General features: G+C 57.4%; 10 protein-coding genes. 7 read left to right on the top strand and 3 right to left on the bottom strand.

Features of this window, described 5'->3' with window-relative positions; genetic code table 11:
* Positions 1 to 302: 302 nt before the first annotated feature.
* A complete protein-coding gene (locus tag DW349_RS17625; protein ID WP_108125618.1) occupies positions 303 to 563 on the bottom strand; it encodes a DUF1289 domain-containing protein in 261 nt (86 codons plus the stop codon).
* Positions 564 to 1100: 537 nt separating this feature from the next.
* On the opposite strand from DW349_RS17625, the gene DW349_RS10730 reads away from it, so the two are divergent.
* The 3 genes from DW349_RS10730 (at position 1101) to putP (ending at position 6833) form a co-directional block, all read left to right on the top strand.
* A complete protein-coding gene (locus tag DW349_RS10730) occupies positions 1101 to 1886 on the top strand; it encodes a helix-turn-helix domain-containing protein (protein WP_108125617.1) in 786 nt (261 codons plus the stop codon).
* Positions 1887 to 2044: 158 nt separating this feature from the next.
* The gene (gene putA, locus DW349_RS10725) at positions 2045 to 5227 is read left to right on the top strand and encodes a bifunctional proline dehydrogenase/L-glutamate gamma-semialdehyde dehydrogenase PutA (protein WP_108125616.1); all 3183 of its coding nucleotides are present in this window, start codon (positions 2045 to 2047) and stop codon (positions 5225 to 5227) included.
* Positions 5228 to 5372: 145 nt separating this feature from the next.
* Positions 5373 to 6833 carry a sodium/proline symporter PutP gene (gene putP / locus DW349_RS10720; protein ID WP_108125615.1) on the top strand — a complete coding sequence of 487 codons (1461 nt, stop codon included), beginning with the start codon at positions 5373 to 5375 and terminating at the stop codon, positions 6831 to 6833.
* A 65-nt stretch (positions 6834 to 6898) separates the two neighbouring features.
* On the opposite strand, the gene nhaD is transcribed toward putP, so the two are convergent.
* Positions 6899 to 8149 carry a sodium:proton antiporter NhaD gene (nhaD, locus tag DW349_RS10715; protein WP_108125614.1) on the bottom strand — a complete coding sequence of 417 codons (1251 nt, stop codon included), beginning with the start codon at positions 8147 to 8149 and terminating at the stop codon, positions 6899 to 6901.
* A gap of 334 nt (positions 8150 to 8483) precedes the next feature.
* On the opposite strand from nhaD, the gene DW349_RS10710 reads away from it, so the two are divergent.
* The 4 genes from DW349_RS10710 (at position 8484) to cfa (ending at position 11956) form a co-directional block, all read left to right on the top strand.
* Positions 8484 to 9068, top strand: coding sequence for a DUF998 domain-containing protein (locus DW349_RS10710; RefSeq protein ID WP_157954347.1), 585 nt, complete (start codon positions 8484 to 8486; stop codon positions 9066 to 9068).
* 3 nt (positions 9069 to 9071) lie between these two features.
* On the top strand, positions 9072 to 9953 hold the full coding sequence (locus tag DW349_RS10705) for an AEC family transporter (protein WP_108125612.1): 882 nt from the start codon (positions 9072 to 9074) through the stop codon (positions 9951 to 9953).
* Entirely contained in the window at positions 9954 to 10577 is a 624-nt protein-coding gene (locus DW349_RS10700) for a gamma-glutamylcyclotransferase (protein WP_108125611.1), read from the top strand. It abuts the gene before it with no gap.
* A gap of 173 nt (positions 10578 to 10750) precedes the next feature.
* Entirely contained in the window at positions 10751 to 11956 is a 1206-nt protein-coding gene (gene cfa / locus DW349_RS10695; RefSeq protein ID WP_108125610.1) for a cyclopropane fatty acyl phospholipid synthase, read from the top strand.
* On the opposite strand, the gene ppsR is transcribed toward cfa, so the two are convergent.
* Complete coding sequence (gene ppsR / locus DW349_RS10690; protein WP_108125609.1) at positions 11953 to 12777, bottom strand: posphoenolpyruvate synthetase regulatory kinase/phosphorylase PpsR; 825 nt, start codon at positions 12775 to 12777, stop codon at positions 11953 to 11955. The two genes, cfa and ppsR, sit on opposite strands and share 4 nt — an antisense overlap.
* Positions 12778 to 12941: the final 164 nt, after the last annotated feature.

Raw genomic sequence — 12941 nt, 5'->3', positions numbered from 1 at the left:
TCACGCGCAAAAAAAAAGACGCTCTTGGGGTTTCCCAAGAGCGCCAATGCTCGATACGCAAATCACAGTGTAAGGCCATTGCAGCCCACCTCTGACGAATTCAGCGGCGATCTGCCATGACTGCAGAGCTAATTGCGAAGGCTGTGCCAACTTTTAAAAAGCCCGTAATGACGGGGCCAGCGGCGATTTTGGCGGTGAACGGCGGTCGGGGTGGCAGCTTTTTCTCGCACCAAGGGTGAACAGGTGCGTGTGGTAAATGTGCAAAAAGGGGGCGAAACGGACTTGGTCGGGATGGGGAAAATTCAGTCGGGCAGGTCGCCGTCGAACAAGGAGGTTTGCACGATGGAATCGGTTTCGTCGTCGTCCAACGCCGCGCCTCGGGCCAGACGGGCTTTGCGAATGGTGCAGGCGCGCAGTACCAGACGTTTGGTGGCGTCGTCGAGTTGGTGCCATTGCTGACGCTCTTCGCGTGAGCGCAGACAGCCAAGACAGTAACCGCGCGGTCCTGCCTCACAGACCCCGATACAGGGGCTGGGGATGTCGAAAAATTCCAGCTGTGTCACGACGATTCGGCCCTCAAAGCTGCTCAGAGCATAACGCTGCTATCTCAGCCAGACCAGTTAGCTCAGCCAGAGCAGTTAGGGCGCGGGCAAAAAAAACGGCGCCATCATTGCGTGAACAATGAAGGCGCCGCCGTCGTGCTTTGCAATGCAGGACCGTGGCGAGTGCCGGGGTCGGGTCGTATGCAAGGACGGGGGTGTTGCCACCCCGGCGTCGAGGTCAAGACACTCGCCGGAATCCTGTGTCGCCCAAACGGCAACGGCTTCAACCTGGGTCACCATTGCTGCCTGGGCTCGGTTACGACTAAGCAGGGCGCGTGCCAGTCTGGCCGACTGCGCCGGAAGGCACGTGGTTCCAGCGCCTGAACGATGTTTGCTGAAAAACAGAGCGCCCAAAACGCACCAGGGCTGTGCTGGCTGTCCACCCGGCGCACCAGAATTCGCATGGTTGGCGCCGGTATCGAGCTTGCATTTCAAAGGCGTCAGCTTAAGGTGTGAGCCCAAATGACAGTCCGACAACGGGCGGATTGAGGAGGCACTATGTGGTTGGGAGGAGTGAGTCGGCTGGCGCAAATGCCGCAACACGGCGACCGCCACCACCATCGCCATCATCAGGTGGTGCTCGGTTTCGAAGGCGCCGCCGATTTTGAACTGGACGGCACCGGCGGCGAGCAACTGCGTCTCGGCGGTGGCTGTTTGGTGCCGACCGAGTGCGGCCATGCGTTTCAGGGCCTGGGCGATAACCGCATGCTGGTGCTGGATGTCGATCTCGACAGCGCCATCGACAGTCAGATCGACCGCGAAATGCTCAACCGCCTGTTCGACCAGCCGCACTATTTCCATCTGGACGACCATTTCGCCACCTTGCTGCGTGGCCTGGCGCACGAACTGGAATTGCACGGCCAGGACCCGCAAATGCAGCAGCACATCAGTGCCTTACTGCTGCACAGCCTGTATCAACGGCTAACCGGCCAGCCATTACGCAGCCAGGATAACGCCGGCCGGCTCGATATGATGCGCATCGACCAACTGATCAAACAACGCCTGCACGACAAAGTGTCGGTCGCCGAACTCGCCGATGCCTGCCACCTCAGCCTCAGTCAATTCCATCTGCGTTTTCGCCAGAGCACCGGCATGACGCCCTATCAATACGTGATGAAGCACCGCCTTGACCAGGCCGTCTGGCTGCTGCGTTGTTCGTCGCATCCCATTGCCGACATCGCCGTCGAGACCGGTTTCTCCAGCCAGAGTGCGCTCACCCACGCCATCAAAAACGAATACGGTTTGTCACCCGGTCAGGTGCGACGCCAGCCCAACTCAAACTAGCACCGTTGCCGTCAAGACTGGTTTTGCAACGCTGTGATCAACGTTGATAAGACCGCAGTTTTTGACAAAAAAATCGCGCTTTTTGACAAGCCAGCAACAATCGCCGCGCTCTAATGTGTCGGGTTAGCACTTCAACCTAACCCACAGGCACGACCGCTATGACTCAGTTTGACCCCGCCCAGGCGCTGGCCGGCGAATACCGTTCGCTCACTGCGCAACAATGGTTCCGTTTTATTTGCGATCAGTACGCCGTTGATGAAGACGAGTACATGGCGTCGATGATCGAATTGGCTGAGCCATCCGACACCAGCCGGGCGCGCGTTGAACAAACCGCCCGGCGCATTGTTGAGCAGGTGCGCGATCAGGGCGACGTGGCGCACGCGGTCGATAAACTGCTGCAACAATACAGCCTTGATAACGAAGAAGGCGTCATCCTGATGTGCCTGGCCGAGGCGTTGATGCGCGTACCGGATGCCGACACCGCCGACGATTTAATTCGCGACAAACTCTCAGTCGCTGACTGGAAAGAACACCTGGGCAAATCGGATTCGTTGCTGGTGAATGCTTCCACCTGGGGTTTGATGCTGACCGGCAAAGTGACCTCGCTCGACAGCCGCGAAACCTCGCCGGCCAACATGCTGTCGAAGCTGATCAACCGCGCTGGCGAGCCGGTGATTCGTGCGGCGATGAATCAGGCGATGCGCATTATGGGCAAGCAGTTTGTGCTTGGTCGCAGCATCGACGAAGCCATTCGCAACGGCCGCGACTATCGCAAAAAAGGTTACACCTATTCGTTCGACATGCTTGGCGAAGCCGCCTTTACCGACGCCGATGCGCAACGTTATTTCGAATCCTATCGCGAAGCGGTGCGCACCCTGGGCGCGCGCAAAGACGAATGGGGCGAACTGCCGCGACCGACCATTTCCATCAAACTCTCGGCACTGCACCCGCGCTACGAAGAAGCGCATCAGGACGATGTGATGACCGAGCTTGCCGCACGCGTCAGCCAGTTGGTGATTGAGGCGCGCGATCTGGGTGTTGGCATCACCATCGACGCTGAAGAGATGGATCGACTGGAACTGTCGCTGCGTTTATTCGAGAAAATTTTCACCAGCGATGTCGCCCAGGGTTGGGGCCATTTTGGTCTGGTGATTCAGGCCTATTCCAAACGCGCGCTGGCGGTGCTCGGTTACCTGACGGCGCTGGCAAAAAACCAGGGCGACACCATTCCGATTCGTCTGGTCAAAGGCGCTTATTGGGACACCGAAATCAAGCACGCTCAGTTGCTGGGTCTGGCCGATTACCCGGTATACACGCGCAAAGAAAACACCGATGTTTCTTATCTGGTGTGCGCACGGTTTTTGATGAGCGATGTCGTCGGTGGTGCCATCTATCCGCAGTTTGCGACGCACAACGCGCATACGGTGGCGTCGGTTGCCGAACTTGCCCGGCTGAATCCGAAACGCGAATTTGAATTTCAGCGTTTGCATGGCATGGGCGATGCGCTGTACGACACTCTGTTAGAAACCGAAAAGCCGCTGGTGCGTATTTACGCACCGGTCGGCGCGCACAAAGATTTGTTGCCGTATCTGGTGCGGCGTTTGTTGGAAAACGGTGCAAACTCATCGTTCGTGCATCGCTTGGTTGATGCCGAAACCCCGGTCGGTGATTTGGTGCAATCGCCGGTGGAATTGGCGTTGCAACGTCCGGTATTTCGTAACCCGAAAATTCCGCGTCCGGGTGAATTGTTCGGCGCGGGTCGGCGCAATTCCCAGGGCTATAACCTGGCCGTTGCGTTCGAACGCGAACCGCTGCTGGAAGACATCGCACGCTTCGACGCACAGCAATGGGCACTGAAACCCATCGTATCTGGCAAAGCCGTGGCAACGGGCAACACTCAAACCATCGTCTCGCCGTACGACACAAAACAGAGCCTCGGCCAGGTCGATTTTGCCAGCGCTGAACTCGCCACTGAAGCGCTGGCTGCGGCGCACAACGCCTGGTTCGATTGGAACCGCACGCCGGCCATCAAACGCGCCGCCTGCCTCGATAGACTCGCCGATTTAATGGAAGCCAACACCGCCGAATTGATGGCGTTGTGCGCGCGCGAAGCGGGAAAAACCTTGCAGGACAGCATCGACGAGGTGCGCGAAGCGGTCGATTTTTGTCGTTATTACGCCAATGAAGCGCGCGCCAATATGGGCGAGCCAACGCTGCTGCCCGGGCCGACTGGCGAGAGCAACGAACATTATTACGAAGGCCGCGGTGTGTTTTTGTGCATCAGCCCGTGGAATTTTCCGCTGGCCATTTTTACCGGCCAGATTTGCGCGGCACTGGTGGCGGGCAACACCGTTTTAGCGAAACCGGCCGAGCAAACTTCATTGATTGCCGGACGCGCCATCGAGTTGTTTCACCAAGCCGGAATTCCCGCCGATGTTTTGCATTATCTGCCCGGTGGCGGCGCGGTGATGGGCGATGCGTTGTTGCCGGACGAACGTCTGGTCGGCGTGGCATTCACTGGCTCAACTGAAACGGCGCATCGCATCAACCGTACTTTGGCGGGGCGCAACGGCGCCATCCCAACCTTGATTGCCGAAACCGGCGGTCAGAACGCCATGATTGTTGATTCGACTGCCTTGCCCGAACAGGTCGTTGCCGATGTTATGCAATCGGCGTTTGCCAGCGCCGGTCAACGTTGTTCGGCGTTGCGCGTGCTGTGCGTGCAGGACGACATCGCTGATCGCGTTATCGAATTAATCGGTGGTGCCTTGGGTCGATTAAAAATCGGTAACCCGCAATTTTATGCAACGGACAGCGGCCCGGTGATCGATCAAAAAGCGCATAAAGCGCTGTCGGATTACATCGAACACTGGCGCGCCCAAGGTCGGGTTCTTGCCGAAGCGCAATTGGGCGCGGGCACCGAGCACGGCCATTTCCTGGCGCCAGTTGCCATCGCCATCGAAGGCTTCGATGAAATTGGCCGCGAACAATTTGGCCCGATTCTGCACATCCATCGTTTTAAAGGCCGCGAACTCGACCGGGCGATTGCCGACATCAACAACACCGGGTACGGCCTGACGCTGGGTATTCACAGCCGTAACGAAGCGACCGCCGCCTATATCGAAGCACGGGTTCGCGTCGGTAATTGCTACGTGAACCGCAACCAGATTGGCGCTGTGGTTGGCGTACAACCTTTTGGCGGTCGCGGTTTGTCGGGTACTGGCCCGAAAGCCGGCGGACCGAACTACATCAAACGTTTTGCCACCGAACGGGTGCGCACCATCAACACCACGGCCGTGGGCGGTAACGCCACGCTGTTGTCACTGGAAACCGACGACTAGGCCGACGCAGTCACCGCCTGTTCGCAGGCGGTTGCCCCGATCCGTCAGTGGGTGAGCAAGGCGGATCGGTTTTACCGGCCTCGGCCGGACATCGCTTCATGCTCGAATTGGCATGGATCACAACAATTACAATTTGGAGTCAGCTATGAGCAATACCTTTGCGGTCAGTGTGACCTTTATCGCCTATTTGGCGGTGATGCTCTGGATTGGTGTCTGGGCGTATCGCCGCACCACCGATCTGTCGGATTACATCATTGGTGGTCGTTCGCTGGGGCCTTGGCCTTCGGCGCTGTCGGCCGGGGCGTCGGATATGTCGGGCTGGTTGCTGCTCGGTCTGCCCGGTGCGGTTTATGCCAGCGGCCTGGGCGCGTCCTGGATTGCCATCGGTTTGTTGGTCGGTACTTACCTGAACTGGCTGGTGGTGGCGCCGCGTCTGCGTGCCTATTCACAAGCCGCGCAAGACAGCCTGACCTTGCCGCAGTATTTCAGCAATCGCTTCGAAGACACCGCGATGATTCGTGTTATCGCGGCCTTCTTTATTTTGCTGTTCTTCCTGTTCTACACCAGCTCCGGCCTGGTTGCCGGTGGCAAGTTGTTTGAGAGCGTTTTTGGTTTGGATTACACCATCGCCGTTACGCTCGGCACCTTGGCTGTGGTGTCTTACACCCTGTTCGGCGGTTACCTGGCGGTGTCCTGGACGGACCTGGTGCAAGGCTTGTTGATGGCCGCAGCGCTGGTGCTGGTGCCGATCGCGGCCTTGATCGTTGTCGGCCAGGGCCCGGTCGGCATTCTGGCCGACACCAACCCGAACATGCTCAGCCTGTTCACCAATCCGGATGGCAGCACCTTGGGTGCGCTGGGCATTATTTCTTCACTGGCCTGGGGCCTGGGTTATTTCGGCCAGCCGCACATTCTGGCGCGTTTTAAAGGCATCAAGAGCCGCGCCGAAGTGCCGACCGCACGTCGCATCGCTGTGACCTGGACCTTCATCGGCATGGCCGGTGCGCTGCTGGTCGGCATCGCAGGCAATGGCTATTTCGAAACGCCGCTGGCTGATGCCGAGACGGTGTTTATCGGTCTGGTGCAAGGCATCTTCCATCCGCTGGTTGCGGGTATTTTGTTGGCGGCGATTCTGGCGGCCATCATGTCCACGGCTGATTCCCAGTTGCTGGTGTCGTCGTCTGCGTTGACTGAAGATTTCTACAAGTCGCTGTTCAACAAAGACGCTGATCCGAAAACTCTGGTCAACATCGGCCGCGTAGCGGTGATTGTGATTGCCGTGGTCGCCTGGTTGTTTGCGCTGAACCCGCAAAGCTCGGTGCTGGGTCTGGTGTCTTACGCCTGGGCTGGTTTCGGTGCTGCGTTCGGCCCGGCTGTGATTCTGTCGCTGTACTGGCCGCGAATGAATCGCTTCGGCTGCCTGGCGGGCATCGTTGTCGGTGGTTTGACCGTGGTGATCTGGAAGCAATTGTCTGGCGGTTTGTTCGATGTGTACGAAATCGTACCGGGCTTTATTCTGGCGACTTTGGCGATTGTTGTCGTCAGTGTGCTGTCCGCTGAACCGTCGAAAGAAATGGAAGCGACTTTTCAGGAAGTGAATGGCTGAGTCAGGAAATAATTGATTGAAATTTAGATCAAAAAAGGGCGCCTTGGCGCCCTTTTTTGTGCGCGTTAAGCGTGTAACCAACCGCCCAACACATAGACCAGAAAATACCCCAGCGTATACGCCGGAATCAGCAACCAGATGTACGACAGGTGTGATTTGAAGGTCAGGTCTTTGACCTTGCTCATCGCAACGATACCGGCGGCCGAACCGATTACCAGCAGCGAACCGCCAGCGCCAACAGAGTAGGTCAGAGCCATCCAGGCGGTGGCGTCCATGTCGATGTCGGATTTCAGCAGGGCGGCAGTCAACGGTACGTTATCGACCAGAGCCGATACGAAACCGATAACGTAGTTGGCGATCCAGGCCGGGGCTTCGCCGTATTGGTGGGCGATCATTTCCAGGACGGCAATTTCCTTGAGCATGCCGACCAGCAACAGAATGCCGAGGAAGAACAGCAGCGTTTCGAATTCGATGGTGCGGATGAATTCGAGAATCTGATCTTCGTCGTCGTTGTAGAAACGCGATACCAGAAACATCACCGACAGACCGAACAGGAAGGTCAACGCCGGCGGCAATTGAAACAGGGCGTTGCCAATGATGGTGCCGAAAATGGTCAGCAAAAAGATGGCGGCGATGATCATGTCAACGCGACGCACATCGTGTCGGGTCTGTTCGATAATCACTCGGCCGTTCAAACCGAACGACAACATAAACGCCAATGCCATTACCGCAATGAACGCCGGGGCGATCAACGACAGCAAGTCAGCGATGCCGATTTTGCCGGCCAGGAAAATCATCAAGGTGGTGACATCGCCGGTGATCAGCGCGACACCGCCGGAGTTGACGGCGAACACCACCAGGGTGGCGAAACGCACGGTCTTTTTCGCTTCCAGCTTCAACGACAGCACCAAGGTCATCGATACCAGCGTGGCGGTGATGTTGTCGGCCAGTGAGCTGAACACAAAGCAGAAAATGGCGGTCAGAAACAGCAGCGCTTTTTCGCTGACTTCCTTGGGCATGAACAGATAGATCAGGTTCTCGATCATGCCTTTTTTGTTCAGGTAGGCGACGAAGGTCATGGTCGCTACCAGGAACAACCAGAGGTTGGCGATCTCACCCAGGTTTTCGCTGAAGTTGGTGGTCACCTCTGCGGTGGCGGCGGGTGATTCAGAAAAGATGTACAGCAATACCCAGGCGATGGTGCCGAAAAACAGCGTGACCTTGGCTTTGTTGACGTGAGTGACTTCTTCCAGGATGACGCCCAGCAACGCAAAAATCGCGAGGGCAATTAACAAGGGTGTTAGAAATTCGGGCATGAGTTCAGGTTACCTGCGTGAATCAATGAGGCGGGTACGGCGGGCTGCGTTGGTCGGTGGCGCCAGGCGCAGAAGAAAGCAGGAGATGCTTCAAGGGGCTGGGTGGTCGAACACTCAGTCTGCGAAAGCCGTCGACCGAGGCCGCGGAGCTGTACCAATACCGATGGAAAGAATTTGGCGCGCGGATTATACGCAAGGGGCGCGGCGAAATCATCCGCTGATCGGGCACCACTGGCCGCCAAGCCGGCGGCGGCCTTGCTGTGCTTTTCCCGGTCTGGCTTTTCGTGGTCCGGTCGGGCCGTTAAGCTAGCGGCTTTTCGCTTCGGGGGTGGCTGTGTTTAAAACCGGATTTCTGGCCTGGTTGGCCGCGCTGTTGCTGGTCGGCCTGCCCTGGCTATTGGGCGCGGTGCAGCCGGATTACCGTCTCGCTCAGTTGATCAACGAACTGGGCGCGCTCGACCAACCCGGGCGCTCGCTCGCCAACGGCACCTTTTTGTTATGTGGTGCCTTCTGGATGGGCTCGGTCGAGGCGGTGCGCAAGCAACTGGAGCCACGCCCGATGGACGCCTGGGTGCGTTTTGGTGTGATTGCTTTTGCCGCCAGCCTGATTGGCCGCATGGTGTTCCCGTGTGATTTGAACTGCCCGCCGTCTGGCTCGGTTACCCAACTGGTGCACAACAGCCTGTTGTGGGTGCTCTATGCCGGTGCCATGGTGGCGGGCTGGCGCTTGGCGCTGGCCGGTCGTTTGGCGTGGTTGCTGAAAATCGCCTTGCTGGTCTGTTTTGTGCTGTTGCAACTGAGTTTCTGGCAGCGTGACTGGTGGCCGGGGCTGTGGCAGCGCGGTTACGAACTGGCGTTCGCTGCGCTGTGGGTGTCTTGGGTGCAGGCCCTATTACGCGCAGAACGCACTAAGGCTTGATCGATGATTGAACGCATTGCCGGCATTATCGTGCCGATTTTTCTGGTCGTCCTGGTTGGCTATTTATACGGCCGCCGCCACGCGCCCGATATGGAAGCGGCCAACCGCATCAACATGGATGTGTTCACGCCCATCCTGATCCTCAGTGTGTTTGCTTCCCGGCCATTGGATCTGGGAAATTTTGGCCCCTTGGCACTGGCCGCCGTACTGGTGACCTTGCTGCCCGGTCTGCTCGCCTGGCCGCTGGGCAAACTGATCGGCGCGCAGTGGAAAACCTTCGTACCGCCGATGATGTTTCGCAACAGCGGCAACATGGGCTTGCCGTTGTTCCTGTTCACCTTTGGCGACGAATTCATGCCAGCGGCGGTGATTCTGTTCATTGTCGAAAACACCCTGCATTTCACCGTTGGTATGTGGTTGCTGAACCCGCGTACGCATCTGTTGGCGGTGTTGAAAAACCCGATGATTCTGGCGGCAGTCGGTGGTTTGTTGATCGCCGGTTTCGACGTGCGTTTGCCCGATTGGCTGGTGCGGTCGCTGCAATTGCTCGGCGATATTGCGGTGCCCTTGATGTTGTTTGCGCTCGGTGTGCGCTTGGTCAAACTCGATCTGAGTGGTTGGCGCATTGGCGTGATCAGCGCCATTGCGGCGCCGCTGCTGGGGTTGGTCGTCGCCTGGCCGCTGGTGTTGATGTTCGATTTGCCGCCAGTCCAGGCCGGCATGTTGCTGCTGTTCGGTGCCTTGCCACCGGCGGTGTTGAATTATCTGGTAGCCGAGCGTTATCAGCAGCAGCCGGATCAAGTTGCCGCCATGGTGTTGTTTGCCAACGCCACCAGCATTTTGGTGATGCCGCTGGTGTTGGCCTGGGTTTTGGGTGGGGTATAGATGGACGCGCAGCGGATAAAGACATTTCTGGCGGAAACGGACTTAACCGATCTCGCCGCCGTGGCGCGCTTTATTTTGCAGCACAAACCAGACGACGGCCCGGTGTGGGTGTTTGCCTACGGCTCGTTGATCTGGAATCCGGAAATGGCCGTGGCTGAAGACTTGGCCGCCGCGCTGCCCGGTTATCGCCGTGAGATGTGCATTGAGGCCGTGGTCCATCGCGGTACGCCCGAACAGCCCGGACTGGTGCTGGGCATTCGCCAGGCACTGGGCGAGGTTTGCCAGGGCCATGCGTTTCGGCTGGACGCCACACAATTAATGCCGTCGCTGCATCGCTTGATTGAGCGGGAGCTGGTGACCGACTGTTATTTACCGCTCTGGTTACCGATCGATCTGGCAGATGGACGCAGCGTTGCAGCATTGACCATGGTCGTGAATGAAGCGCACGCGCAATTTGTGCAACCGAGTCTGGATGAGAAATTGCGCATGATCCGACATGCCCGTGGCGGCCGTGGTTCCAGCCGGGAATACCTGGTGAATATCGCGCGGCATTTGCGCGACAACGCCATCGAAGACGCCGAAATTGACGCCCTGATTCATCGTTTGGACGCGCCAGAGCGTTAACCAGTCGCCGGGAATAACCCAGTGCACAACTCAACTATTGACAGCATTGGTTGAATTAATTCGAATAGGCGAATCTGTCGACATACCTTGGGAGAAATGCCCCGGTTGGATTGACCCACGGACGGATATGTCCAGCAGTGCCGAGGCTTCTGTATCGTAAACAGGAGTACGGGATGAGCAGTGACACCGAATTCAGCAAAGACGTTCGACCGGCTACCGCTGTAGCCGCCCCCACCACCGGCGCGATTCCGCGCGGTACCCCACACGAAGCACCGCAACATTACATCGAATTGCTGGCACTTGCCGATATCCGCATCAACGGCGACCGGCCCTGGGACATCCAGGTCTACAACACCGATCTGTATAAGCGCCTGCTGCGCGATGGCTCCATCGGCCTGGGCGAATCCTATATGGACGGCTGGTGGGATTGCGATCAACTCGATGAAATGTTCACCCGTTTGCTCAGCGCGCGGTTAAACGAGCGCGTTACCGGGCCGGCCAAACTGAAATTGGCGATGAGTGCGCTGGCCTATCAGGTGGTGAATTTCCAAAGCATCAAGCGCGCTTTTCATGTGGGTGAAGCGCACTACGATATCGGCAACGATCTGTATCGCCGCATGCTCGACCCGCGCATGATTTACAGCTGCGCCTACTGGGCCGAGGCCGACAATCTGGCGGATGCCCAGACGCACAAGCTGGATTTGATCTGCCGCAAACTCCAGCTGAAACCGGGCATGACGTTGCTCGACATCGGTTGTGGCTGGGGCGGCATGGCGGCGTACGCGGCCGAGCATTATGGCGTGGAAGTGACAGGCGTCACCATTTCCAAAGAGCAGCAGAAACTGGCGCAGGAAACGGTGCAAGGTCTGCCGGTGGACATTCGGCTGGAAGATTATCGTTCGTTGACCGGGCAGTTTGACCGCATTGTGTCGGTGGGTATGTTCGAACACGTCGGCATCAAAAATTACCAGACTTACTTCAATAAAGTTGCCGAATTGCTGAGCGATGACGGAATCTTTTTGTTGCACACCATCGGCGATGAAGTGACCACCAAGGCGCCGGAACCGTTCATTCACAAATACATTTTTCCCAACGGGAAAATTCCGTCGCGCAAGGAAATTACCGACACCAGCGTCGATATTTTACGCCTGGAAGACTGGCATAATTTCGGGCCGGATTACGACCGCACCCTGATGGCCTGGGCCGATAATATTCAGGACGCCTGGGGCGATTTGCCGGAGTACGACGAAGCCTTTCGGCGCATGTGGCGTTATTACCTGCATTCCTGCGCTGGCTTTTTCCGTTCACGCCAGGGGCAGTTGTGGCAGTTGGTGTTTACCAAACCGATGAATCTGAACGAGTACCGCAGCGTGCGTTAATTGCGCACGTTTTCGCGCAGTCTTTTTTCTACCAGAATGCGCGTGGAAATTTCCTCGATCGACAATTGAGTGGTGTCGATGAAAGGAATACCGAAGCGATGAAACAGCGCTTCGGCCATGCGCACTTCATCTTCGCATTGACGCAATGAAGCGTAATCGCTGTCGGCTTTGCGGCCGTGGCGAATTTGGTGCAAACGTTTCGGCGCAATGGTCAGACCGTAGAGTTTATTGCGATAGGGTTGCAGCACTGGCGGCAGTTTGGGGTGATCGAAATCATCCATCGTCAGCGGATAATTGGCGGCGTAAATATTCGCCTGCAACGCCAGAAAAATACTGGTCGGTGTTTTACCCGACCGCGATACGCCCACCAGAATAATGTCGGCCTGGTCGTAATGTTGAGTGCGGCGGCCGTCGTCGTTTTCCAGGGCGAATTGCATGGCGTCGATACGTTGCTGATAGCGTCCGTGATGCGCCGATACCTGCGGCCGGCCGATGCGAATGTTGGCCGGTTGGCCGAGCAGACTTTCCAGGGGCGACAGAAAGGTCGAAATCACATCGACCACATAGGCATCGCCGCTGTGTATCACCGCTCGAATTTTCGGGTCGATGATGGTTTCCACAATGATGGCTTGCAGGCCGGTGCGTTTGGCGTCGCGATCGATGCGGTCGATGGCGGTGCGCGCCTTGGTTTCGGTATCGACAAACGACAGCACGGTTTCGTGGAATTCCAGACCATCGAAATGCGACAACAGGCTGTGGCCAACGGTTTCGGCGGTAATGCCGGTACTGTCGGAAATAAAATAAATCGAACGGGCGGCCATGCTATTTCTCCACAGACTGACGCAGATCAGACAGTAGCGCTACCGACGCGCTATTGTCATCCATAGGAAGTCGCCATTGCTGATTCAGTCCGATCAGTATTCGGACCGGGAATGACGAACATTCAACGAAAAAATGCCTGGATGACACCGGCAGACCGCTACAG

Origin of the sequence: Saccharospirillum mangrovi (genome assembly GCF_003367315.1) — a bacterium.
In the GTDB taxonomy this organism is placed as follows: domain Bacteria; phylum Pseudomonadota; class Gammaproteobacteria; order Pseudomonadales; family Natronospirillaceae; genus Saccharospirillum; species Saccharospirillum mangrovi.
Note: the sequence above shows the minus strand (reverse complement) of the source record. Positions and strands in the feature narration are given on the sequence as shown.

Bases quoted from the DNA above. Each gene is read 5' to 3' on its own strand.
- cfa (WP_108125610.1), top strand. From the start codon at position 10,751: ATGAGCAGTGACACCGAATTCAGCAAAGACGTTCGACCGGCTACCGCT.
- putP (WP_108125615.1), top strand. From the start codon at position 5,373: ATGAGCAATACCTTTGCGGTCAGTGTGACCTTTATCGCCTATTTGGCG.
- ppsR (WP_108125609.1), bottom strand. From the start codon at position 12,777: ATGGCCGCCCGTTCGATTTATTTTATTTCCGACAGTACCGGCATTACC.
- putA (WP_108125616.1), top strand. From the start codon at position 2,045: ATGACTCAGTTTGACCCCGCCCAGGCGCTGGCCGGCGAATACCGTTCG.
- DW349_RS10705 (WP_108125612.1), top strand. From the start codon at position 9,072: ATGATTGAACGCATTGCCGGCATTATCGTGCCGATTTTTCTGGTCGTC.
- DW349_RS10700 (WP_108125611.1), top strand. From the start codon at position 9,954: ATGGACGCGCAGCGGATAAAGACATTTCTGGCGGAAACGGACTTAACC.
- DW349_RS10730 (WP_108125617.1), top strand. From the start codon at position 1,101: ATGTGGTTGGGAGGAGTGAGTCGGCTGGCGCAAATGCCGCAACACGGC.
- nhaD (WP_108125614.1), bottom strand. From the start codon at position 8,149: ATGCCCGAATTTCTAACACCCTTGTTAATTGCCCTCGCGATTTTTGCG.